The 23687-nt window shown below is 66.8% G+C and carries 22 protein-coding genes; 7 read left to right on the forward strand and 15 right to left on the reverse strand.

Annotated elements, in window-relative coordinates; genetic code table 11:
- Positions 1–194: 194 nt before the first annotated feature.
- The gene (locus ABD05_RS34285; protein WP_047904541.1) at positions 195–761 is read right to left on the reverse strand and encodes a TetR/AcrR family transcriptional regulator; all 567 of its coding nucleotides are present in this window, start codon (positions 759–761) and stop codon (positions 195–197) included.
- Positions 762–912: 151 nt separating this feature from the next.
- Positions 913–1509, reverse strand: coding sequence for a TetR/AcrR family transcriptional regulator (locus ABD05_RS34290; protein ID WP_047904542.1), 597 nt, complete (start codon positions 1507–1509; stop codon positions 913–915).
- 157 nt (positions 1510–1666) lie between these two features.
- Here ABD05_RS34290 and ABD05_RS34295 point away from each other — a divergent pair, with 157 nt between their 5' ends.
- Both ABD05_RS34295 and ABD05_RS34300 read left to right on the forward strand, forming a co-directional pair.
- Positions 1667–2686 (forward strand): alpha/beta hydrolase family protein, encoded by a 1020-nt coding sequence (locus ABD05_RS34295; protein WP_047904543.1) that lies wholly within the window; start codon positions 1667–1669, stop codon positions 2684–2686.
- A gap of 98 nt (positions 2687–2784) precedes the next feature.
- Positions 2785–4638: an ABC transporter ATP-binding protein gene (locus ABD05_RS34300; RefSeq protein ID WP_047904544.1), complete on the forward strand. Its 1854-nt coding sequence runs from the start codon at positions 2785–2787 to the stop codon at positions 4636–4638.
- Positions 4639–4701: 63 nt separating this feature from the next.
- On the opposite strand, the gene ABD05_RS34305 is transcribed toward ABD05_RS34300, so the two are convergent.
- The 9 genes from ABD05_RS34305 to ABD05_RS34345 form a co-directional block, all read right to left on the reverse strand.
- A complete protein-coding gene (locus ABD05_RS34305) occupies positions 4702–6192 on the reverse strand; it encodes an aldehyde dehydrogenase (RefSeq protein ID WP_047904545.1) in 1491 nt (496 codons plus the stop codon).
- Between the two features lie 25 nt (positions 6193–6217).
- Positions 6218–7633, reverse strand: coding sequence for an amidase family protein (locus ABD05_RS34310; protein ID WP_047904546.1), 1416 nt, complete (start codon positions 7631–7633; stop codon positions 6218–6220).
- A 47-nt stretch (positions 7634–7680) separates the two neighbouring features.
- Complete coding sequence (locus ABD05_RS34315; protein WP_053060038.1) at positions 7681–8061, reverse strand: cupin domain-containing protein; 381 nt, start codon at positions 8059–8061, stop codon at positions 7681–7683.
- A gap of 71 nt (positions 8062–8132) precedes the next feature.
- Positions 8133–9425, reverse strand: coding sequence for an NAD(P)/FAD-dependent oxidoreductase (locus ABD05_RS34320; protein ID WP_047904547.1), 1293 nt, complete (start codon positions 9423–9425; stop codon positions 8133–8135).
- 26 nt (positions 9426–9451) lie between these two features.
- Positions 9452–11014: a DUF3138 family protein gene (locus tag ABD05_RS34325; RefSeq protein ID WP_047904548.1), complete on the reverse strand. Its 1563-nt coding sequence runs from the start codon at positions 11012–11014 to the stop codon at positions 9452–9454.
- 21 nt (positions 11015–11035) lie between these two features.
- A complete protein-coding gene (locus tag ABD05_RS34330; protein WP_047904549.1) occupies positions 11036–11968 on the reverse strand; it encodes an ABC transporter permease subunit in 933 nt (310 codons plus the stop codon).
- On the reverse strand, positions 11965–12948 hold the full coding sequence (locus ABD05_RS34335; protein ID WP_047904550.1) for an ABC transporter permease subunit: 984 nt from the start codon (positions 12946–12948) through the stop codon (positions 11965–11967). The genes ABD05_RS34330 and ABD05_RS34335 overlap by 4 nt, the downstream gene beginning before the upstream one ends.
- A 10-nt stretch (positions 12949–12958) precedes the next feature.
- Positions 12959–14092 (reverse strand): ABC transporter ATP-binding protein, encoded by a 1134-nt coding sequence (locus ABD05_RS34340; protein ID WP_047904551.1) that lies wholly within the window; start codon positions 14090–14092, stop codon positions 12959–12961.
- A gap of 11 nt (positions 14093–14103) precedes the next feature.
- On the reverse strand, positions 14104–15225 hold the full coding sequence (locus ABD05_RS34345; RefSeq protein WP_047904552.1) for a polyamine ABC transporter substrate-binding protein: 1122 nt from the start codon (positions 15223–15225) through the stop codon (positions 14104–14106).
- Positions 15226–15465: 240 nt separating this feature from the next.
- Between ABD05_RS34345 and ABD05_RS34350 the strand changes: the two genes are divergently transcribed.
- Together ABD05_RS34350 and ABD05_RS34355 are read left to right on the forward strand one after the other, a co-directional pair.
- Positions 15466–16299 (forward strand): helix-turn-helix transcriptional regulator, encoded by an 834-nt coding sequence (locus ABD05_RS34350; protein WP_047904553.1) that lies wholly within the window; start codon positions 15466–15468, stop codon positions 16297–16299.
- A 152-nt stretch (positions 16300–16451) separates the two neighbouring features.
- Positions 16452–17624, forward strand: a complete 1173-nt coding sequence (locus ABD05_RS34355) for a porin (RefSeq protein WP_047904554.1) — start codon at positions 16452–16454, stop codon at positions 17622–17624.
- Between the two features lie 146 nt (positions 17625–17770).
- Here ABD05_RS34355 and ABD05_RS34360 read toward each other — a convergent pair whose 3' ends face one another.
- A complete protein-coding gene (locus ABD05_RS34360) occupies positions 17771–18262 on the reverse strand; it encodes a hypothetical protein (protein WP_047904735.1) in 492 nt (163 codons plus the stop codon).
- Between ABD05_RS34360 and ABD05_RS38470 the strand changes: the two genes are divergently transcribed.
- Positions 18252–18401 carry a hypothetical protein gene (locus tag ABD05_RS38470; RefSeq protein ID WP_158361732.1) on the forward strand — a complete coding sequence of 50 codons (150 nt, stop codon included), beginning with the start codon at positions 18252–18254 and terminating at the stop codon, positions 18399–18401. The two genes, ABD05_RS34360 and ABD05_RS38470, sit on opposite strands and share 11 nt — an antisense overlap.
- Before the next feature lie 79 nt (positions 18402–18480).
- Here ABD05_RS38470 and ABD05_RS34365 read toward each other — a convergent pair whose 3' ends face one another.
- The 3 genes from ABD05_RS34365 to ABD05_RS34375 all read right to left on the reverse strand — a co-directional run bounded on the left by ABD05_RS34365 (position 18481) and on the right by ABD05_RS34375 (position 20880).
- The gene (locus ABD05_RS34365) at positions 18481–18948 is read right to left on the reverse strand and encodes a hypothetical protein (protein ID WP_047904555.1); all 468 of its coding nucleotides are present in this window, start codon (positions 18946–18948) and stop codon (positions 18481–18483) included.
- 112 nt (positions 18949–19060) lie between these two features.
- Positions 19061–19723, reverse strand: a complete 663-nt coding sequence (locus ABD05_RS34370) for a hypothetical protein (RefSeq protein ID WP_047904556.1) — start codon at positions 19721–19723, stop codon at positions 19061–19063.
- A 170-nt stretch (positions 19724–19893) separates the two neighbouring features.
- Positions 19894–20880 carry a LysR substrate-binding domain-containing protein gene (locus ABD05_RS34375; RefSeq protein WP_047904557.1) on the reverse strand — a complete coding sequence of 329 codons (987 nt, stop codon included), beginning with the start codon at positions 20878–20880 and terminating at the stop codon, positions 19894–19896.
- Between the two features lie 57 nt (positions 20881–20937).
- Here ABD05_RS34375 and ABD05_RS34380 point away from each other — a divergent pair, with 57 nt between their 5' ends.
- Together ABD05_RS34380 and ABD05_RS34385 are read left to right on the forward strand one after the other, a co-directional pair.
- Entirely contained in the window at positions 20938–21858 is a 921-nt protein-coding gene (locus ABD05_RS34380; RefSeq protein WP_047904558.1) for a DMT family transporter, read from the forward strand.
- 615 nt (positions 21859–22473) lie between these two features.
- Entirely contained in the window at positions 22474–23628 is a 1155-nt protein-coding gene (locus ABD05_RS34385) for a branched-chain amino acid ABC transporter substrate-binding protein (RefSeq protein WP_047904559.1), read from the forward strand.
- Positions 23629–23687: the final 59 nt, after the last annotated feature.

Consider the following 23687-nt stretch of genomic DNA (forward strand, 5'->3'; position numbering starts at 1 on the left):
ACAGCCTTCCAACCCGGGACCGCGCGCCGAAAGCCTTGCCGCCGGCGTCACGCTTATTTATCTACTCATAGATAGATAAACGTCCCCAAAAAATGCAGGCGGTCGATCCACCTGCTCCGATTATCTATCTACCAACAGATAGACAACAAAACCCAACAAAAGGCGGCGAACCGCCTGACTGCCTGCCCCGCCCGTCAGGACCGGGTTTTCCAGACGGCCTCGACATCCTCGAGACGCGCCCGCGTGTGAAACAGCCGGCTGGCCAGCACGCTGCCCTGGAACGCCGCGTACAACGTGCGCGCCGCCGTTTCGGGCTTGCCGCTGAACTGCAGCGTGCCTTCCTTCGCGCCGTGCGCCAGCAATTCGGCGAGCCAGTTCTCGTTGGCCTTGAAGAATGCCTGCACGGCCTGCCGCACGTTCTCCGGCAACGATTCGATGTCGGCCGCGAGCATCCCGCACAGGCAGATCTGGTTGCCGTCGCCGAGCGTCCGGCCGAACAGCTTCGTGTACAGGCTCAGCTTCACGTCGGCCGGCAACGCGGGATCGATCGCCCGCATGGCCGCGAGGACTTCGTCGCTGTACGCCGCCACCGCTTCCAGCACGAGATCGTCCTTCGACGGGAAGTAGTAGTGGATGCTCGACGTCTTCACGCCCACCAGGTCGGACAGGTCTCGATAGCTGAAGCCGTTGTAACCGCGCAGCATCATCAGCGTGATCGCGTGGTCGAGAATCTGTTCGCGGACGGTCGGTTTCGTTTCCATGGATCGAACTTTATCTACTCGTAGATAGACAGTCAAGGACTTTTTTGGGGGCGGGATGCGCCACCTATCCGCGCGCGTCTGGCTAGAGCCGTCGAAGGCGCTGGCCTGGATGGCGTCACGCTCGAATCGCGTCATGCCGGCGCCACCGAGCTCACTGCGGCCTCAGCATCCGCTGAATGATCGTCCGCAACATCGCGCGGTGCGTGCGCGGCTTGAACCCCGGCTCGAACACGACGCGCCCGACCGCGCCTTCCGCAAGCGCGAGCAGCCATGTCGCGACCAGGTCGGGCTTCAGGCTCCCGTCGATCCGCCCTTGCGCGATGCCGCGCTTGATCAATGCAACCATCCGCCCCTTCACCTGCGCCTCGTTCGCCGCGAACAGCGCGGCGACTTCCGGATTGCGCGTCGCCTCGGCCGCAGTCTCGATGCTGATGCGCGCATAGACGGGATCGCTCGACAGTTCCATCAACGCCAGCGCGATCTCCTCGATCGCGACCAGCGCGTCGTCCGCTTGAGCGTGCTGCGCGAACAGTTCGGCCATCTCGCGCTGGTCTTCCTGCGCGACCGCCTCGATGATCGCCGCCTTCGTCGGGAAATAGTGAAACAGGTTGCCGGGGCTCATGCCGGCCGCCTTGCATATCGCGGCCGTGGACGTCGCATGGAAGCCGTCGCGCGCAAAACAGTCGATCGCGGCATCCAGGATCTGGCGCCGCTTCGCTTCCACTCTTTCGGGATCGATCTTTCTCAACGGGAACTCCGGGCTCGACGATGGCTCAAATATTTATTAGACTGATCAGTCGATCTATTATCATCGTGATGTCCCGTTGGCGTCAAGGCGCGGTGCTCGAGCACGTGCCGCCAGCGGGTTCGCATTGTCAACTTCACACCACCGGTCAGAAGGCCCCTTGAAACGCATCGTCATCACCGGCATCGCACTCGTCCTGCTCATGCTCGTCGCGCTCACCGCGCTTGTGCTGCGCGGCCTGTCCGATTTCGAGCTGAGGGGTGCAAGCGTGTCGACGCTCGTATTCCGCGCCGGCGGCGCCGATCTCGCCGGCACGCTCGCGCTGCCGGCCCATGCACCCGGCGCGCCGATCGTGCTGCTCGTCCACGGCGACGGGCCGCGCACGCGCTTCTCGGACGACGCGATGCTGCCGCTCGTCAACAGCCTGCTCGACGCCGGCATCGGTGTGTTCGCGTGGGACAAACAGGGCACCGGCCGCAGCGGCGGCGACTGGCTCACACAATCGATGCAGGACCGCGCGAACGAAACGATCGCGGCGATGGCGCGCGTGAGCGCGGCCGCCGGCCCCGCGCACAAGGTCGGCCTGCTCGGCTTCTCGCAGGGCGGCTGGGTCATTCCGCGCGTCGCCAATGCGGTGCGGCCCGCGTTCTCGGTGATCGTCGGCGGCGCCGTCAACTGGCGCCGGCAAGGCACCTACCTGACGCGGCAGCAGCTCCAGGCAACCGGCCTGCAGCCGGATCGAATCGATGCGACACTGGCCGCCGAGCGACGCGACAACGACGCAATCTTCGGCCGGGCGGACGTGCCGGCCGATCCGGGCCGGCGGCCCGACATCGAGCCGCGTCGCTTCGGCTTCATCGCGCGCAACTATCTGGAAGACGCGTCGCAGGCGCTCGCGACGATGCAAGGGCCCGTGCTGGCCGTGTGGGGCGCGATGGACCGCAATGTCGATCCGGTCGACGAGGCCAACACCTATGCGCACGCGTTTGCGAGCCGGCCCGACCGGCGCGTCGTGGTCGTGCCCGGTGCGACCCACGCGTTGCTGCGCGCCGGATGGTTCGACTACCAGCTCGAGTCCGACTGGCCGAAGTGGAAGACGTGGCTGTATGTGGCGCTCGGGCGCCACGCGTATGCGCCGGGCACGCTCGACCCGATCGAGGCCTGGATCCGGTCGCAATGAACACGCGTGCAGCACGGCCGCGACGCGGATCGCGCCGCGCATGAAACAGGCAATAACGGCCACGCCGATCGGCGCGGCCGCATCAAGGAGAAGTTCCAATGTACTCGTGGTTTGAACGGCGCCTGCCGACTTTCCCGCTCGAAGATCCCGTTACGCCGCCGCGGGGATTCTTCTCGTTCGTCTGGGCGTGCACGAAAGGCGCGCGAGGCTGGATCCTGCTGATCGCGCTGACGTCCGCCGCGCTGGCCGCATACGAAGCCGCGCTGTTCGCGATGATGGGGCGCGTGGTCGACTGGCTGTCGTCGGCGACGCCGGCGGAGTTCGGCGGCCGCCACTTCGGCACGCTTGCCGGCTTCGCGGCGATACTCGCCGGCAGTGCGCTGCTGATCGCGCTGCATACGATGGTCAAGCACCAGGTGCTCGCGATCAACTTCCCGATGCGGCTGCGCTGGCTGTTTCACCGGCTGATGCTCGACCAGAGCCTGTCGTTCTATGCGAACGAGTTCGCGGGCCGCGTGACGACCAAGATCATGCAGACCGCGCTCGCCGTGCGCGACGCGTTGTTCATGTCGGTCGACGTCGTGATCGGCGTCGCCGCGTACCTGATCGGCGTCCTCGCGCTCGCGGCGAGCTTCAACTGGCAACTGATGATTCCGCTCGTGCTGTGGGCGCTCGGCTACGGCGCGGCATGCGCGTTTTTCGTGCCGCGCCTGGGCGCCGTCGGCAGCCGGCAGGCCGACGCGCGCGCGTTGATGACCGGCCGCATCACCGACGCGTATTCGAACATCACGACCGTGAAGCTGTTCTCGCATACGCGCCGGGAAGCCGACCACGCACGCCGCGCGATGGAAGCGTTCAAGGCGACCGGCGATGCGCAGATGCGGCTCGTCAGCGCGTTCGAGATCGTCAACCACCTGCTTTCGACGCTGCTGCTGATCGGCTCGACCGGCCTCGCGCTGTATCTGTGGATGCATGGCGAGGTGAGCGCGGGCGTCGTCGCGGCCGTGATCGCGATGGCGTTGCGCCTGTCGAGCTATTCGCACTGGATCATGTGGGAGATGACCGAGCTGTTCGAGAACGTCGGCACGATCCAGGACGGCATCAACACGCTGACGAAGGTGCGCAGCGTGGTCGACGCGCCCGATGCGAAGCCGCTCGCGGTGCAGCGCGGCGGGATCGTGTTCGACAACGTGCAGTTCGCGCACGAGGACAACGATCGTGCGGTGTTCGACGGGCTGAACCTGACGATCCGGCCGGGCGAGCGGATCGGGCTGATCGGCCGCTCGGGCGCCGGCAAGTCGACGCTCGTGAACCTGCTGCTGCGTTTCTACGACGTGGGCGGCGGCACGATCCGGATCGACGGACAGGACATCGCGCACGTGACGCAGGACAGCCTGCGCAGCGCGATCGGGATGGTCACGCAGGATACGTCGCTGCTGCACCGGACGATGCGCGAGAACCTGCTGTACGGTCGCCCCGATGCAACCGAGCGCGAAATGCAGGACGCGGCCGTGCGCGCGGAGGCGTCCGAGTTCATCGACCGGCTGCGCGACCGCCACGGGCGCAGCGGCTACGACGTCGAGGTCGGCGAGCGCGGCGTGAAGCTGTCGGGCGGCCAGCGGCAACGCGTCGCGATCGCACGCGTGATGCTCAAGGACGCGCCGATCCTCGTGCTCGACGAAGCGACCAGCGCGCTCGATTCCGAAGTCGAAGTCGCGATCCAGCGCAGCCTCGACAGCCTGATGAGCGGCAAGACGGTGATCGCGATCGCACACCGGCTGTCGACGATCGCGGCGATGGACCGGCTGATCGTGCTCGACGAAGGCCGCATCGTCGAGGAAGGCACGCACCAGCAACTGCTGCAGGCGGGCGGCATCTATGCGGCGCTGTGGGCGCACCAGAGCGGCGGGTTCCTCGGCGAAACGGCGGAGACGGAAGGCGCGGAGCAGTAGGCCGCGCATCACGAAACGTGCGACGCGCGGCCTCGTTGCAAAGGCCGCGCATCGCACCGGACGTTACAACCGGACGATCGTCGATTTCAGCTCGGTGTACTTGTCGAGCGCATGCAGCGACTTGTCGCGCCCGTTACCCGACTGCTTGTAGCCGCCGAACGGGAAGTTCATGTCATCGCTGCCGTCGCCGTAGCAGTTGACCCACACGGTGCCCGCGCGCAGCCGCCGCGCAACCTGATGCGCCGTCGGGAGATCGGCCGACCATACGGCCGCGGCCAGCCCGTAGTCAGTGTCGTTGGCAATCCGCACGGCCTCGTCGACGTCGTCGAATTCGATCACCGACAGCACGGGCCCGAAGATCTCTTCGCGCGCGACCGTCGCATCGGCTGCGACCTCGAACACCGTCGGCTCGACGTAGAACCCGCCCGTCTCCTCGCGCACGCGCGCGCCGCCTGTCACGAGGCGGCCTTCGTCACGCCCGAGACCGATATAGCCCATCACGCGATCGAGCTGCACGCGATCGACGATCGCGCCCATCGTCACCGTCGGATCGAGCGGATGCCCGGGCGCGAAACGCCGCGACGCGTCGACCAGCTTCGCGACGAACGCGTCCTTGATGTCGCGATGCACGAGCAGACGCGAGCCGGCCGTACACACTTCGCCCATGTTGAAGAAGATCGCATCGGCCGCCGCCTGCGCGGCACGGTCGAGATCGGGGCAATCGGGCAGCACGATGTTCGGCGACTTGCCGCCCAGTTCGAGCCACACACGCTTCAGGTTCGACTGCGCTGCGCACGCCATGATCTGCTGCCCGGTACGCGTCGACCCGGTAAACGCGATGCAGTCGACATCGCGATGCAGCGCCAACGCCCTGCCCGGCTCCGCGCCACCCGGCACGACGTTGAACACGCCGGGCGGGATACCGGCGTCGCACGCGAGCTGCGCGACGCGGATCGCGGTCAGCGGCGACTTCTCCGACGGTTTCAGCACGACGCTGTTGCCGGCAGCGAGCGCCGGCGCGAACTTCCATGCGGCCATCAGCAGCGGGAAATTCCATGGCACGACCGCCGCGACGACGCCGATCGGCTCGCGCGTGACGAGCCCGACGAGATGATGGTCCGCCGGCACGACCTCGCCGCCGACCTTGTCGATCGCTTCCGCATACCATTCGACGCAATGCGCGGCCGCCGGCACGTCGATCGCCGTGGTGTCGGCGACCGGCTTGCCGGTGTCGAGCGTCTCGAGCAGCGCGAGTTCGTCGAGATGCTCGCGCATCAGCGCGGCCCAGCGTTGCAAAACGGCCTTGCGGGCGCGCGGGTTCATGCCGGCCCAGACCTGCGCGTCGAACGCGCGGCGCGCAGCCGCGACAGCGGCATCGACATCGTCGCCGCCGCAATCGGCCACGCGCGCGAGCACGCAGCCATCGATCGGGCTCACGCAGGCGAAAGTCGCGCCGGAATGCGCGTGGCGCGCTTCGCCGTCGATGAACGCGCGCCCTTCGATCCGCAGCACGGCCGCGCGGGCCTGCCAGTCTTCGAATGTCCGTTGCTTCATTCGTCATCCCGTGAAAAGTCGTGCGTCACGATCCGGTGACCGGATCGATCGGCGTGAAGATGCCCGCGCGCGCCTCGATCGCCTCGCCCGCGGCGAGACACAGCGCCTCCTGGAAACGTCCGGCGACGAGCTGCACGCCGGCCGGCACGCCGTCGCGGATGCCGGTCGGCACCGACAGCCCCGGCAACCCGAGCAGCGCGGTCGCGAGCAACGGTCCCTGCCGGTCGACGATCTCGCGCATTGCGTCGTCGCCGTGCTGGTCGGCGTCGATCGCGAACGGCTGCGCGCACGACACGGGCATCAGCAACAGCGGATAGCGCGTGAAGAACTGCTGCCAGTCGCGCAGCAGCGCGGTACGCCGCGCGAGGCCGTTCATGTAACCGGCGAGATCCAGCGGCGCCGCGAGATTGCGCTGGCTCGCGAACGCGGTGCGGATCGCCGCGTCGCCGTGCTGCATGATCACGTCGCCAAGCCCGCTGCGCGCTTCGTTGGTCACGAGGTCGAGCCACAGTTCGCACGCTTCGGCGATCCGCGGCGGTTCGACTTCCTCGACGATGCAGCCGGCATCCTCGAGCCAGCGCGCGGCCTGCCGGATCGCGTCGACGACCACCGGATCGGACGGCACGCCCGGCAGCGCCGGACACACGGCCACGCGTGCGGGGAACGCGGCCTCGTGCGCGGCCGGCGCGACCGGCATCCACCATGCATCGCGCGCGTCGCCGGCCGCCATCGCGTCGAGCGCGAGGCGCAGGTCGCCGACCGTGCGCGCGAGCGGCCCCTGAACGGACGCGAGCTGCACCGCGAGCGTGCGGTCCTTCGCCTGCGTCGGGTTGTATGCGGGGACGCGCCCGGTGCTCGGCCGCAGCCCGGCGACGCCGCACGCATACGCCGGGTAGCGGATCGAGCCGCCCAGGTCGTTGCCGTGCGCGATCGCGCCGATACCGGCGGCCACCGCCGCGGCCGCGCCGCCGCTGGAGCCGCCCGGCGTCAGCGCCGGATTCCACGGATTCGACGTGCGGCCGTGCAGCTCGTTGTCGGTGAACCAGCGATACGAAAACGCCGGCGCATTGCTGCGCCCGATCACGATCGCGCCGGCCTTGCGCAGGTTCGCGGTCACCGGGCTGTCCTCCTGCGCGACCAGGTCCGAAAACGCACGTATGCCGTTGGTCGTCGCGCATCCGGCCGTGTCGACGTTGATCTTCACGGTCACCGGCACACCGTGCAGCGGGCCGAGCGGCGCGCCGCGCGCGATCGCTGCATCGGCGGCGGACGCCGCCTGCAATGCGCTGTCGGCCATGACGTCGACGATCGCGTTGATGACGGGGTTCACCTGTTCAAGCCGCCGCAGGCAGCTTTGCGTGAGTTCCGTCGCCGACACGTCGCGCCGCGCGACATGCGCGGCCATCTCGGCCGCGCTGAGACGCCACAATTCCTGGGTCATGGGTTGCTCCTCGTTGATCTCGATGGTTGGGTTGATTCGACCTCGCACTACGCGCTCAACGGCCCTGCCTGCGGTGAGTGCGACGCATAGATCTTGCGGCACGTTTCGACGACTTCCCACGTGCCGCGAAAACCCGGCGGGATCACGAACCGGTCGCCGGCGCGCAGCACGCGTTCGCGGTCGTCCGCATCGCGCACGATCGCGACACCGCTCAGCATCTCGCAATACTCCGACTCGTCGTACTCGATCGTCCAGCGGCCCGGCGTGCATTCCCAGATCCCGCAACTGAACTGCCCGCATGGGCTGATGTAGTGATGCGACAGCGTCTGCATCGGGTTGCCGTCGAGCAGAAGTCCGCTCGGCACGCGGCTCTGCGTGAGCTTCGCCGGCGCCCGCATCAGGTCGACGAGATTCGTGATGTTGGTCATGTGTGCCTCCAGGGCATGAGTGGTTCGAAACGTTTCGGTGCCGCGCGGCCGTGCGAGCCGGCCCGCACGGGTCAGAGCAGGTCCATCGTCCGGTGCCACGCCATCGCGAGCGCCAGCATCGGCGTGCGCAGCAGGCGTCCGCCCGGGAAGTCGCGATGGCGAATCCGGCCGAACAGGTCGAAGCGCGCGGCCTGCGTGTCGATCGCTTCCGCGATCAGCCGCCCCGCGAGGCCGGTCACGTTGACGCCATGCCCGGAGAAGCCCTGCGCGAAATACACGGTCGGCTCGAGCCGGCCGAAATGCGGCGCGCGATTCATCGTCGCGTCGATCAAGCCGCCCCACGCGTAGTCGACCCGCACGTCGGCAAGCTGCGGAAACGTCTTCAGCATGTCGCGCCGCATCGCGGCTGCGAGGTCGCGCGGCGTGTTGGTCGAGCTGCTGGCCTTGCCGCCCCACAGCAGCCGGCGGTCGCGCGTCAGCCGGAAATAGTCGAGCGCCGAATTGCTGTCGCAGACCGCCGCGTCGGCCGGCATCGTCCCGGCCGCGCGCGTGTCGCCGAGCGGCTCCGTCGCGATCAGGTAGGTCGCCACCGGAATGATCTTGCGCGCGAGCGCCGGCGCAAGCTGCCCGAGGTACGCATTGCCCGCCAGCACGACATGGCGGGCGTCCACATGCCCGCTCGCGCACCTGACGCGGTGGTGCGGCGCGGCGCGATCGAGCGCAAGCGCGGGCGTGTCCTCGTGGATCGTCACGCCGGCCTCGCGTGCCGCCCGCGCGAGGCCGAGCGTGTAGTTCAGCGGATGCAGGTGGCCGCTGCCGTCGTGACGCAGGCCGCCGACATAACGGTCCGATGCGACGAAGTGCTGCATGTCGGCACGTTCGACGATCTCGTAGCCGCGATAGCCGAAGCGGCTCGCCGCGGTATCGCGCCACTTGCGCAGCCCGTCGAGATGGCGCGGCTTGTTCGCGGCGGTCAGGTAGCCGAACGTCAGGTCGCAATCGATGCCGTACCGCTCGACCCGCTGCCTGACGATATCGACCGACTCCAGCCCCATCGCCCACACGCGCCGTACGTCGTCGTCCGGCAGGTACGCCGAGAACGTATCGATGTCGCACGCGTACCCGGCAATCAACTGGCCGCCGTTGCGGCCGCTCGCGCCCCAGCCGATCTTCGACGCCTCGACGAGCACGACCGAATGGCCGCGCTCGGCGAGATCGAGCGCCGCGGACAGGCCGGTGAGCCCGCCGCCGATCACGCAGACGTCGGCGGTCACGGCGCCGTCGAGCCGCGGATGGCGCACCCGGTTGTTGACCGTCGCTGCATAGTACGACTGAACATGTTGCTGGTTTTTGAACTTGAGCATGAATGAGACTCGCGAACGGCGTCGCGTCAGAATGCGTAGATGAGTTGGGTCGCGAGCAGGTCGTTCGACTTCGCATACGATCCGTCGTGACGCAGGAAGACCTTGTTGCTCGCCCAGTCGTGCCGGTATTCGACCTTCACCGTCACCTGCTGGGTCGGATAGAACAGCAGGTCGAACGCGGCGGCCTGACGCGTCGCGCCCTTGCACTCGAAGCCGACGCCGCCGTTCGCCTTCGACAGCGCGAGGCAGTCCGCATCGATGCCGAAGCCGTTGTTCGGATCCATCCCGTTGCCGTTCAGGCCGATCGACGAACCGCCGCCGCCGTTCTTCCGGTTCACGAGCAGGTCGTAGCGCAGCGTCGCACCCATCCGGCCGACCACCGGCGCATTGAACTTGCGGTGCGCGAGCAGCGACAGCCCGAACCACTGCGCGAGCCCGCCGTTGAACGCGCCGTGCTGCTGCTGGCCGTAGTCGATCTCCGCGTTGTACTGCGCGTCCGCGAGCGTGTAGGTCGCGTCGGCTTCGCCGAAGAAGAACGCGCCGTACGCGCTCGGTGCGTTGCCGCCGACGCCGTAGCGCACGTTGCCGGTCGCCGGATCGATCGCGCTCGGCAGTGTCTGGCGGCCGATGTTGATCGAGCCGCCGATATCGAGCGCGCTGCCGCGCAGGTAGTCGACGCGCGCGGTGAAGGTCGGCACCTTGTTGCTCGTCGTGATCGGGTCGCCGAGCGCGTTGACGCCCGTCTGCGTGACCGCGCCCGCGCTGCGGAACTGCTCGTTGCCGACGAAGAACTTCCACGCCCAGTGGCCGTCCGCGCTCTGGTAGTTGATGCCCGCGCCGATCGACGAGCCCGGATCGGAGAAGTCGTACAGCAGGTTGTGCGTGAGCGTGAGCATCTGGCTCGACTGCTGGTACTCGTAGCCGCCGAAGCCGAGCACGAGCCCGCCGACGAACGCCGTCGTGCCCGACAGCGGCACCGTGACGACCGCCGTGTTCACGATGTCGAGCCCGCTCGCGCCGCTGCCCGTCATCATCGACAGGCCCGCGCCCCGGTTCGGCATCAGCGTGATTTCCGCGGATGGCGCGGTCGGGCCGACGCCGAACGTCTTCTTGATGTCGAGGAATACGTCGCCGAACGTGCTGTTGTAGTACGTGTATGCATTCTCATGGTTCGCGAACTGGAACGACGACGTGCCGGCACCGCGGTTGTATACGTAAGTCGGGTCGAGGTAGCCGGTCACCGACAGCCCCGCGATCGGGCCCGTGCGCGCGGCATCGGTCAGCGAATCGACCTTCAGTTGCTGGTTCGCGACCTGCTGGCGGATTTCCGTCACGTCGTCGTTGGTCAGCACGGCCGGCGCCTGCCCGTAGCCGGGCGCCGACGTGTCGGCCGTGGCCGCGCCGTTCGTTACGGGCGCCGCGTTGGATGCAGCCGGCTTCGCGGCGAGTTGCGCTTGCATCGCGCTCATCTGCCGCTGCAGCACGGCGAGTTGCTGCTGCAGCGCCCTGATCCGGTCGGCGCTCGAATTCGCGACGGCGAGCCCCGGCAGCGCACCGGCGATCAGCGCGCACAGATACTTCTTCTTCATGGAAAGTCTCCTTGTCGTTCTTCACTTCACAGGATGCGGTGCGGGGGTGTGCCGAGGGTGTGCGGCCGACGGGCGCGCGGGCGGCAAAGTGGAAGGCGGGGCAGGCGCATCCGGCACGGACGCCGCGTGCCACGCACGCGCATCGCGTGCCTGCCGTCGCTCGCGGGCCAGCATTGCGCGGTTCACGACGACGACGCCGATCGTCACGACCGTGATGAACACCGTTGCGAGCGCATTCATTTCCGGATTGAGACCGAGCCGCACGCGCGAGAACACGACGAGCGGCAGCGTCGTCGAACCGGGGCCCGACAGGAACGCGGACAGGATCACGTCGTCGATCGACACGGTGAACGCGAGCAGCCAGCCGGACACCAGCGCCTGCGCGATCAGCGGCAGCGTGATCACGAAGAACACTTTCCACGGCTTCGCGCCGAGGTCGAGCGCGGCTTCCTCGATCGAGCGGTCGAGCTCCTTCACACGCGACTGCACGATCACCGCGACGAACGACAGGCACAGCATCACGTGGCCGATCCAGATCGTCAGCCAGCCGCGCCCGGCCGGCCAGCCGAACGTCTGCTGCATCGCGACGAACAGCAGCAGCAGCGAGATGCCCTGGATCACTTCCGGAATCACCAGCGGCGCGTTGATCATCGCGGCATAGAGCGTGAAGCCGCGAAAGCGCCCCATGCGGGCCAGCACGAAGCCGGCCCACGTGCCGATCGCGACCGACGCGGTCGCCGTCAGCAGCGCGATCTTCAGCGACAGCCACGCGGCCGCGAGCAGTTCGCCGTCGTGCAGCAATGCGCCGTACCACTTCAGCGAGAAACCCGACCACACCGTCACGAGCTTCGACTCGTTGAACGAATAAACGACGAGACTGACGATCGGCACGTACAGGAACAGGAAGCCCGCGCCCAGCACGCACGCGGACAGGATGCGATTCGCGCGCGTCATTTCTGCGCCTCCGCTTCGGTCTGGCTGTAATGGAGCAGCGCCATCGGCACGAGCAGCAGCAGCACCATCGTCACCGTCACGGCGGAGGCCATCGGCCAGTCCATGTTGTTGAAGAACTCGTCCCACATCACGCGCCCGAGCATCAGCGTGTTCGCGCCGCCGAGCAGTTCGGGAATCACGTACTCGCCCACTGCCGGGATAAACACCAGCAGGCTGCCCGCGACGATCCCGTTCTTCGACAGCGGCAGCGTGATGCGCCAGAACGCGGACCACGGCGTTGCGCCGAGATCGTTGGCGGCCTCCAGCAGCGTGAGGTCCATCTTCACGAGGTGCGCGTACAGCGGCATCACCATGAACGGCAGGTACGAATAGACCATGCCGATGTAGACGCCCGCGTCGCTGTGATACAGGCGCAGCGGCGTCGCGATCACGCCGAGCGCCGCCAGCACGTGATTCAGCAGCCCGTCGTCCTTCATGATCCCGACCCACGCATACACGCGAATCAGGAACGACGTCCAGAACGGCAGCATCACGGCCATCATCAACAGGTTGCGGCGGGCCGGCGCCGAGCGCGCGATGCAATACGCGATCGGATAGCCGGCCAGCAGGCACATCAGCGTCGACGCGGCGGCCATCTTCAGCGAGCTGACATAGGTTTTCAGGTACAGGTCGTCCTGCAGCAGCAGCGCGTAATGCTTCAGCGACAGCACGAACTGCACCGAGCCGGCCTCCAGCCGCGCGAGCGCGGTGTATGGCGGAATACCGAGCATCTGGTCGGCGAAGCTGATCTTCAGCACCAGCACGAACGGCAGCGCGAAGAAGACCGCGAGCCACAGGAACGGCACGCCGATCGCGACGCTGCGGCCCGACGGCAGGAAGCGCGACAGCGCGGTGAAGCGGCCCGGGCGGGACCGGCCGGCGCCGGTGCTCGCGGCGCCGGTCGATACTGGCGCGGACGGAGTGGAAGCGGAGGTTCTCATCGTGTCGTCCTCACTGCGTCAGCACGACGCCGCTGGCCGGCGACCACGACACGAATACGTCGTCGTTCCACGCCGGCGCGTTGTCGTTCATCAGGTGCGAGCTCGACAGGTTCGACACGACCGTCTTGCCGCTCGGCAGGCGCACGTGGTACAGCGAGTAGCTGCCCATGTACGCGATGTCGGTGACGACGCCGCGCGCCCAGTTGTGTTTCGAGCCCGGTTTCTCGCGCGACACGTGCACGCGTTCCGGGCGCACCGAGATGCCGACCGGCATCCCGAGCGGGCCCGTCACGCCGTGGCTCACGTACATGCGCGCTTCGAGGTCGTCGCTTTCGACGAAGATATGGTCGGGCTCATCTTCGACGACACGCCCTTCGAACAGGTTGGTCGAACCGATGAATTCGGCCGAGAAGCGGCTGTTCGGGAATTCGTACACTTCGCCGGGCGAACCGATCTGCACGATCTTGCCTTCGCTCATCACCGCGAGGCGGCTCGCCATCGTCATCGCCTCTTCCTGGTCGTGCGTGACCATCACGCAGGTCACGTCGACCTTCTCGATGATGTTCACGAGTTCGAGCTGGGTCTTCTGGCGGATCTTCTTGTCGAGCGCGGACATCGGCTCGTCGAGCAGCAGCAGCTTCGGGCGCTTGACCAGCGAGCGCGCCAGCGCGACGCGCTGCTGCTGGCCGCCGGAGAGCTGATGCGGCTTGCGCTTCGCGTACTTGCTCATCTGCACGAGCGCGAGCGCGTCGGCCACGCGTTCCTTGATCTCGCTCTTCGGCGTGCCTTCCTGCTTCAGGCCGAACGCGACGTTCGATTCGACCGTCATGTGCGGGAACAGCGCATACGACTGGAACATCATGTTCACCGGGCGGCGGTACGGCGGCAGCGACGCAAGGTCCTCGCCGTCGACGAAGATCTTGCCGGAGGTGGCCGTTTCCAGCCCGGCGAGCATGCGCAACAACGTCGACTTGCCGCAGCCCGAGCTGCCGAGCAGTGCGAACAATTCGTTTTTCGCGATCGCCAGGTTCACGTTGTCGACGGCCGTGCTGTCGCCGAATTTCTTCACGACGTTTTCGATGCGCACGAACGCGTCGTGGCGCGCGCCGGCCACGGCCGGCGCATCCGGGGGGAGTTGGATCATCGTCGTCGCCCTCAACCGCCCGACTTCAGCTGCAGCCACAGACGGTTCTGCATCCGCGCGATGTCGGCGCTTCGCGGCATCGCGAGCGACGTCTTCGCGAGCGTGCCGTCAGGCAGGTAGACGTTCGAATCCTGTGCGATCGCCGGCGTCACGAACGCGCGCGCGGCCTTGTTCGCGCTCGGATAGAAGATCTCGTTCGTGATCGCCGCGTTGGTCTTCGGGTCCTCGATATAGTTGATCCACTTCAGCGCGGCTTCCGGGTGCGGCGCATCCTTCGGGATCGCCATCACGTCGAACCACAGCAGGCCGCCTTCCTTCGGATTCACATAGCGGATTTCGTACGAGCGCTTCGCGTCCTGCGTGCGCCGCCGCGCGATGCTGACGTCGCCCGACCAGCCGAGCACGACGCACACGTCGTTGTTCGCGAGATCGTCCGCATAGCCGGCCGAGCTGAACTGCGTCACGTACGGGCGGATCTTCTTCAGCACGTCGTAGGCCGCCTGGTAGTCGGCCGGGTTCTTGCTCTCCGGATCCTTGCCCATGTACTGCAGCGCCGCCGCGAACGCGGCGTCCGGCGCATCGAGCAGCGAGATGCCGCAGCCTTTCAGCTTCGCCGCGTTCGCCGGGTCGAACAGCAACGCCCAACTGTCGGTCGGCGCGGTATCGCCGAGCCGCTTGCGGACCGCCTCGACGTTGTAGCCGAGGCCCGTCGTGCCCCACGCCCACGGCACGCCGTACTGGTTGCCCGGGTCGGCCTTCGCCATCATCTTCATCAGCGCCGGGTCGAGGTTCGCGAGATTCGGCAGCTTCGACTTGTCGAGCTTCTGGTACACGCCGGCCTGGATCTGCTGCGCGAGATAGTTCGATGTCGGCACGACGATGTCGTAGCCCGAGCTGCCCGCGAGCAGCTTGGTCTGCAGCGTATCGTCGCTGTCGTAGCTGTCGTAGCGGACCTTGATGCCCGTCTGCTTCTCGAAGTTGGGCACCGTATCCTTCGCGACGTACTCCGACCAGTTGTACACGTTCAGGTTGGACTCGCCAGCGTGGGCGGACAGGCTGGCCGCGAGGGCGAGCCCCGCCGAGGTGGCGAGCGCAGCGCGGAAGGCCGGACGACGGCGGATACGGATACGCATGGGGATTCTCCTTGTGATGGGGATCGGCCGTTGCGCCCGGTCCGGTCCGGACTCGCGTCAACGCCGTCGAGCGGTGTTCAGCACAAGGGTCAATGTAGAGATCGCGGCCCGCAGCGTCAGTCCCGAAAACCGGGACAAACGTCGACGTCGATCGGGGCCGTTTGGGTAGATTCCCGCGTAGGCAGTCGAAAATATTCGTGATACCTGTAGCGCCACCTGAAATCTTCGAAACACCACGCCATGAGCGCTGCGCTTCCCGCCCCCGACCTCCCGCTGAGCCACGTCGCATTCGTGACGGAAACGCTCGGCGACATCGCGCAAGCCGTCGGGACGTCGCAGTTCATGCGCGCCGTCTACGACACGCTCGTGCGCTACGTCGACTTCGACGCCGTGCATCTCGACTACGAGCGCAGCGCGTCGTCGGGCCGGCGCAGCGTCGGCTGGATCGGCAGCTTCGGCCGCGAGCCCGAGCTGGTCGCGCAGGTGATGCGCCACTACTACCGCAGCTACGCGAGCGACGACGCCACGTACGCGGCGATCGAAACCGACAGCGACGTGCAGTTGCTGCAGGTATCGTCCCAGCGCGTCGCGAGCGAGCTCCGTCATCTGTTCTTCGATGCCGGCGACATTCACGACGAATGCGTGGTCGCGGGCGTGACGGGCGGCACGCGCTACTCGATCTCGATCGCGCGTTCGCGGCGGCTGCCGCCGTTTTCGCTGAAGGAGCTGAGCCTGCTGAAACAGCTTTCGCAGGTCGTGCTGCCGATGGCGTCCGCGCACAAGCGCCTGCTCGGCGCGATCCCGGCCGACGACGGACAACGCGACGAACTCGATCTCGATCTCGTCGCGCAATGGCTGCCGGAATGGCAGGAACGGCTGACCGCACGCGAGATGCATGTGTGCGCATCGTTCATCCAGGGCATGACGTCGGCCGCGATCGCGCAGGCGATGGGGCTCAAGACGTCCACCATCGACACGTATGCGAAACGCGCATTCGCGAAGCTCGGCGTCGAGTCGCGCAGGCAATTGATGACGCTCGTGCTGAGAAACGCGTCGCGGCGGCACGACGCGTAGGTTCCCCACGCGCCGGGCACCGGCTCGTTGCGTGCGCATCCATCTTCGCGCCGCCTCATAACGATTCGAAAATTTGTTGGTTCCCTTGACGATGCGCCGTCCGTATCGTTCACCGAATCGTCAGACAAATCGACCAACGGGGGAATCCGACCATGCAACGAATCCGCTCATTTTCACTGCTCGCGCTGCCGGCCGCGCTCTGCGCCGCCGGCGCGCACGCGCAAAGCAGCGTCACGCTGTACGGCATCGCCGACGCGGGCATCGCCTACGTGCACAACGCGCAGAACGCGAGCGGCGGCAACGCGTCGAGCCTCGTCAAGTTCAGCAGCGGCAACCTGTCCGGCAGCCGCTGGGGGCTGCGCGGCATCGAGGATCTCGGCAGCGGCCTGTCCGCGCTGTTCCAGCTCGAGAACGGCTTCAACATCGGCACCGGCGCGCTCGGCCAGGGCCAGCGCGAGTTCGGCCGCAAGGCCGTCGTCGGCCTCGCGAGCAGCACGTACGGCACCGTGACGCTCGGCCGCCAGTACGATCCGGTCGTCGATCTCGTGCAGGGCCTCACGCAGGACAACTACTTCGGCGGCGTATTCTCGACGCCGGGCGACCTCGACAACTACGACAACAGCCTGCGCGTCAGCAACTCGGTGAAATACACGAGCCCGCTGATCTCGGGCTTCCAGTTCGCGGCGCTGTACGGCTTCGGCGGCGTCGCGGGCGCCACCGGCAACGGCCGCACGTACAGCTTCGGCGCGAGCTACGCGAACGGCCCGCTGTCGCTCGGCGCCGGCTTCTTCTACGCGAACGGCGGCTCGACGGTCGCCAATGGCGTGCGCACGTGGTCGAGCAGTTCGGACACGCTGTTCAACACCGTGATCAATCAGGGCTTCTCGAGCGCGAAGTCGATCCAGATCGTGCGCGTGGCCGGACAGTACGTGGCCGGGCCGGCGACCTTCGGCCTCGCGTATTCGAACACGCAGTACGGCGCGGACACGCTGTCGGCGTTCAGCCAGAACGCGAAGTTCAACAACGGCTCGGCGTTCTTCAACTGGCAGTTCTCGCCGGCGCTGCGCGCGGGCGTCGGCTACAACTACACGTCGCTGACGGGCCCGGCTTCCGCGCACTACAACCAGGTCAACCTCGGCGCGGACTACGCGCTGTCGAAGCGCACCGACCTGTATGCGCTGTTCGGCTATCAGAAGGCGAGCGGCAACACGCTCAACGCGAGCGGTGCGACCGTGAAGGCCGCCGCGTCGGTCGGTTCGTACGGCGTGAACTCCGGCACCGATACGCAGGAACTCGCGATCGTCGGGATTCGCCACAAGTTCTGATCGCGAAGTCGCATCGCGAGAACGGCGCAGGCGCGCACCGTGGTGCGCGCCTGCGCCATTTACGCTGTCGCGTTCCCGCTCGAGGCGTTCGGATCGACCTGGCGTTCGAACCGGGCAACGCGGTTACCGTACGTCGAAACACCGGCCTAATGCCGCCGCATTCCGCCACCCCCGTTCATGCCACCGAATTGATGCATGCCGCCGAACCCGTGGCCCCCGCCGCCGATGAACGGACCACGGTGAAAGCCCGACCCCACCGGCATGCCGAAGTGACGATGATCCATCCGATTGAAGTGATCGAAGTGGTGGAAACGATGGAAACGATCGACGAAGATGAAGCTCACGCCCGCGCCGATGAAAAGCGGCGGCCCCCAATACCACGGGTCGGGATACGGATAGGCCGCCGCCGGGTACCACCGCACGCTGCCGTCGTCACTTTGCACGATCCGCCATGTGCCATCGCTTTGCAGGCAAGCCCGCCCCACGATTTGCTGCTCCGTACCGTCGATGTTCGCTTGCGCGACGACCGCGCGGCAGTTGGTGCCGTAGTCCGGCAATTCGTCATCCATTTGCGCAAGGACAGGCGCGGAAAGGCAAAGACAGACGATGCCTATCCCGAATCGAAACATGTTGTACATGATCGGCTCCTGCATTGTTGCCCCCGACCATTTCACCTTTGGCGCCACTGGCGGCGTCCGGCACATCGATTTGCTTGCGCAAGATTCGTCGCGCGGCGGTAACGGCACGCCGCTTCGTATCGGGTCCCCTGTCGGCTAAACGAAGCAGCCCGCCCGGTTATTCCAGGGGTCAGGATGCGAATGACGGAAGCGGGAACCGTCGGCAATCGTTGCCGCGGTCAGCGTCTGACCGGGCGTTCGACGACGTGGTAGACAGCCGCTGCGGTGACCCCGAATACCAGATGGGCCAGCAGCGTGATCGCGCCGCGAACCGGGATGAACCACGGGAAGATCGCCGTGAAGGCGTGCAGGTTGACGCCGTACAGGATGAGGCCGAACGCGCCGCCTGCGAGAAGCGCGGCCCCGGGCGACATGTTCCGGACCACCTTCGCCAGCACGGCCGCATAGACAAGCGAGAGCGCGGCATGCACGAGTGTCGCGACACCCATGACGATCGGATCGAAGCCGGCGGACGGGCCGAGCACGCTGCGCCCCATCACGATGGCTGCCGTCAGGCGCGCGTCGCGAAACAGGTTCCGGATGGCGTCATCGCCGGCGATCGACCAGAGCAGCAGCTCGATGACGGTCGACCCGACCGCCGCGCCAAACGCTGACCAGAGAATCGGGACGGGACTGGTTCGTTTCAATTGGCGCCCCCATGGCGACCGGCCCGTGAATCGAAGCGAAGTGCGGCCCATCCGCTGCGATCATGATCGGGCAACGTATGCCCGCGAAACCGAACCGGGCGACCACGCAACGTTACGACGCCCCTTCGCAGTCCGTCCAGTACGCAAACGGATCGCGATGTTTGGGATAGTTCTCGTCGAGCCATTTCACCAACGTCGCGCGGGCATTGTCCATATCGGCCTTCAACGACGAGGTCGTCAATTCGTGCACTTCGATGGACTTTTCCCGATCGATCACGAAGCAGTTCCAGTCGGGGCCATCGAGATCCGGATCGTCGGACGCCTTCGACGACTTTCCCCAGCCGAACCCCTTGCGTGCATCGATGTAGTACCGCGGGTTCACTTTCAGATACGACATCTCGCCGCCCTGCAGGCTGCTCTCCGCGCGCAGCACATCGTGTCCGTCGACGATCTGCGTGACTTCCGGAAGCCGGCGCGAGCGCCATCCGGCAGGCAGCTTCGCGATGGCCTGAACGCTGTCATACGTCCCCCACTCGAGGCCCCACGCTTCGGCCATGCGCTTCATGAACGCATCCGCACCCGGATAGCCGCGCAACTGGATTCTGGTCGACAGCGTCACTTCAACCCGGCCGCTGGCGTCGGCGCGCACTTCGTCGCCCGCCGCATCGAACGGATTGCCCGGGCGTGACGCGCTCTTCGCGTCCGCGGGCGCAATGCCCGAGAACAACTGATCGAGCGCAGCACGCGCTTTCGACGACTTGTCTGGTCTGTTCATCGTGTACCTCCTGTGCATCCGAACGGCTGCAAAATGCCTCGATTTACGTTCATCTCTCCAACCTCATCGTTTTCCGCGGTCGCATTGTCGACGATCCCGCGGCCCATCTGTATGACCGCACGCACCGGCCCCGAGCGCGCTGCCGAAGCAGGCCCCGACGCCCCCACAACCTAACGCCATTCCCCCAACGCCGCCCGCATCCGCTCCATCAACGCGAGCACCTCCGGCCGATTCTCCCCCTTCGCGTGCACGAAGTGATACCGGAGCTGCGAATCGACCTCATGGCGGCTCACCCGAACGAGCGCGCTGCGCTTCAGATACGCGTCCGCGAGCGGCGTCCGCGCCAGCGCCACGCCGAGCCCCGCTTCGGCTGCCGCCAGCACCAGGTTGTAATCCTCGAAACGGCGATCCTGCGCCCGCGGCTTGAACGGAATGCCCAGCGCCTCGAACCAGGTGCGCCATCCCGTCACGTCGGAATCGTGCAGCAGCGGCATCTCGAGCAGCGCGGCGTCGCCGCGCCGGCGGCGCACCTTTGCCAGTTGCGCGGCGAGCCGCGGATGCGCGACCGGATAAAGCCGCTCCGGCATGAACGCGCGGGTTTCGAGCTGACGCCAGTTGCCGCGCCCGTACCGGATCGACAGATCCGCTTCACCGCCGGCGATATCGACGTTGCGAACATCGATGCCGAGCTCGATGCGCAACGCGGGTGCCTCGCTCTCGAGCGCATGCTGCCGCTCGAACAGCCACAGCTGCGCGAAGGCCGGCACCACGCTCATCCTGACCAGCCGCGGCGTACGCGGCGAGCGCCACTGGTCGGCCGCGCTGTCGATGATCGCGAACGCCTGTTCGATCCGGCCGACGAAGCGCTGCCCGTCCGGCGTCAGCCGCACGCCGCGTGCATGACGTTCGAACAGCGCCATGCCCAGCCAGTTTTCCACGGCGGCCACCCGCCGGCTGATCGCGCCGTGCGTCACGCCGGAGACGTCGGCGGCCGCCAGGAACGAGCCCTGACGCGCAACCGTACACACGGTCTCCAGGCTGGCGAGCGGCGGCCGCGGGCCAGGCGCCGACGCTGCATCCGGCAGCGCATCCATAACCTGACGCGCTCGCGCCGGACTATCGGCTCGCCGCCGAACCGAGCTGTGAGCCATAGTCATATCCGGATGTTGATCTGTGCGCTAGCTTAACATCTCGCCACATCGCACCATTGCCGCATGAATACCCTTTCCTCACCGTCGTCGCGCGGCGCGCGACAACCGCTTGTCGCGGCAGGCGCGGTCGCGTTCACGATCGTGTCGTGGGCTTCCGCATTCCCGTTCATCCGGATCGGCCTGCACGGCCTGGCGCCCCTGCAACTCGCGGCGGCGCGCTTTGCTACCGCCGCGTTGCTCGTGATCGCGTGGCTTGCGTGGCGACGGCCTCCGAGGCCCGCGAAACGCGACGCGTTGCGCTTCCTGGCCTGCGGTTTCCTCTGCATCGCGCTCTATAACGCACTGCTCAATACCGGCGAGCAAACCGTGTTGGCCGGCGCGGCGAGTTTCATCGTGAACACGCTGCCGATCTTCACCGCACTGCTTGCCGCGGTGTTCCTCGGCGAACGATTCAATCGGTGGGGATGGCTCGGTTCGCTGGTCAGCCTGGCCGGCATCGGCGTGATTGCGCATGGGCAGCCGGGCGGACTTGTCCTCGGCTCGGGGAGCACGCTGATTCTCGGCGCGGCCCTGTGTTCGGCCAGCTATTTCGTGTTGCAGCGGCGGCTGATTCCCGTGTACGGCGCACTGCCCTGCGCCGCGTACACGCTGCTGGCCGGCGCATTGCTGCTCACGCCCTGGTTGCCCGGCGCGCTCGGCTCGCTCGACGGCGCGTCGCACGACACGACGCTGGCGGTATTGATCCTCGGCGTATTTCCCGCTGCGCTGGGTTACGCGACCTGGACCTTCGCACTAGGCTACTTCGGTGCGGCGCGCGCCGCCAACTTTCTCTATCTGACGCCGGCGGTTGCGACAGCCCTGTCGATGGTGCTGACGGGCGAACGGCCGGGCATCGAGACGGTGTGCGGCGGCCTGCTGGCGATTGCAGGCGTGATCTTCGTCGCATTGCGCGGGCGTTCGCAGGATCGCGGTCGCATCGGATGACGTTACCTGCCCGACGATCCGGAAGCGTGCCGGTCCAGGCGAGCCCCGGCATGTGCAAAGCCGAATGCATTGTACCGGCTGTCGACCTGCGCCAATTCGTCGGCGCTGCCGGGCTTGACCGTTAGTTGCATGTGACGGTTATCGAACTCGATGAAGCTTTTCCATGAACCCGGCTGCGCGATTGCGGGTGTCCAAACTGTGCAGACAAATCGACCGAACAGTTCCCGACTGACCGCGCATCAGTGTGCATGGCTTCACCCCGGCGACCGGCCGAATAATGGATGCGGACGTAAGGCCATCGACAGCGAACTGCAGCCTGTGGTCCGCTGCGGCGCACGATTTCCGGCATCCGGAACCCTCGAAATCCGGGCGCAAACCGTGCCGTGCTGGCCCCTTTGCGCGATTCGCCGCAGCGCGCAAAATCGGCTTCGGATATATTCATACGAATTGCATGGTGCCAGGCGATAGCCCTCCGGCTCGCCCGGGCGGCCCGTCACACGGCCGGGCGCGATGCAAGCGAAGCCCATGATGGGTATGGAGACTCGTCCGATCGCCCCGGCCCGCAGCCGGCCGATCGAGACGTCATTAGAAAGACATTCAATTCGGAGATGGCAGATGGAACGAAGCACTGTCGGCATGCGCTGCAAACCCCTGATCACCGTCGCACTGGCCGCCGCCGCGTTCGCGGCCGCGTCGAGCGCAATGGCCGACCAGGTCGTGAAGATCGGCAGCGTCGAACCGACGACAGGCGGTATCTCGCACCTCGGCAAGGACAACGAGAACGGCGCGCGCCTCGCGGTCGAGGAAATCAACGCGAAGGGGCTGACGATCGGCGGCAAGAAGGTCACGCTGCAGCTCGACGCGCAGGATGACGCGGCCGACCCGCGCCAGGCCACGCAGGTCGCGCAGAAGCTCGTCGACGACAAGGTCGTCGCCGTCATCGGCCACCTGAACTCGGGCACGTCGATCCCGGCGTCGAAGATCTACAGCGATGCCGGCATCGTGCAGATCTCGCCGTCGGCCACGAACCCGACCTACACGCAGCAAGGCTTCAAGACGACCTACCGCGTCGTCGCGACCGACGCGCAGCAAGGCCCGGCGCTCGCGAGCTACGCGCAGTCGAAGGGCGTGAAGAGCGTGGCGGTGATCGACGATTCGACCGCTTACGGCCAGGGTCTCGCGAACGAGTTCGAGAAGAAGGCGAAAGCGCTCGGCCTGAAGGTGCTGTCGCACGACGCGACCAACGACAAGGCGGTCGACTTCCGCGCGATTCTTACGAAGGTCAAGGGCGAGAACCCCGACGCGATCATGTACGGCGGCATGGACGCCACCGGCGGCCCGCTCGCGAAGCAGGCGAAGCAGCTCGGCCTGCGCGCGAAGATCCTGTCCGGCGACGGCGTGTGCACCGACTCGCTGGCCGAACTGGCCGGCCCGGCAGCCGACAACGTGCTGTGCTCGCAAGCCGGCGCAGCGCTCGAGAAGATGCCGGGCGGCGCGGCGTTCGTCGCCAAGTACGAGAAGCGCTTCAACCAGGGCATCAAGTTCGATGCGCCGTTCGCGTATGACGCGGTCTACATCGCCGTCGACGCGATGAAGCGCGCGAACTCGACGGATCCGGCGAAGATCCTCGCGGCGATGCCGGCGACGAAGTACGACGGCGTGATCGGCACGACGACGTTCGACGCGAAGGGCGACCTGACGCACGGGATCATCTCGATCTACGGCTACAAGACCGGCAAGAAGACCTTCCTCGACCAGGTCAAGATGTAACCCGCCGGCGCGCCGGCACGACGGGAACGCCACCCGTCGGCGCCGGCGCCGCGCGGGCC

The sequence above is a fragment of the Burkholderia pyrrocinia genome (assembly GCF_001028665.1).
Taxonomy (GTDB): Bacteria; Pseudomonadota; Gammaproteobacteria; order Burkholderiales; family Burkholderiaceae; genus Burkholderia; species Burkholderia pyrrocinia.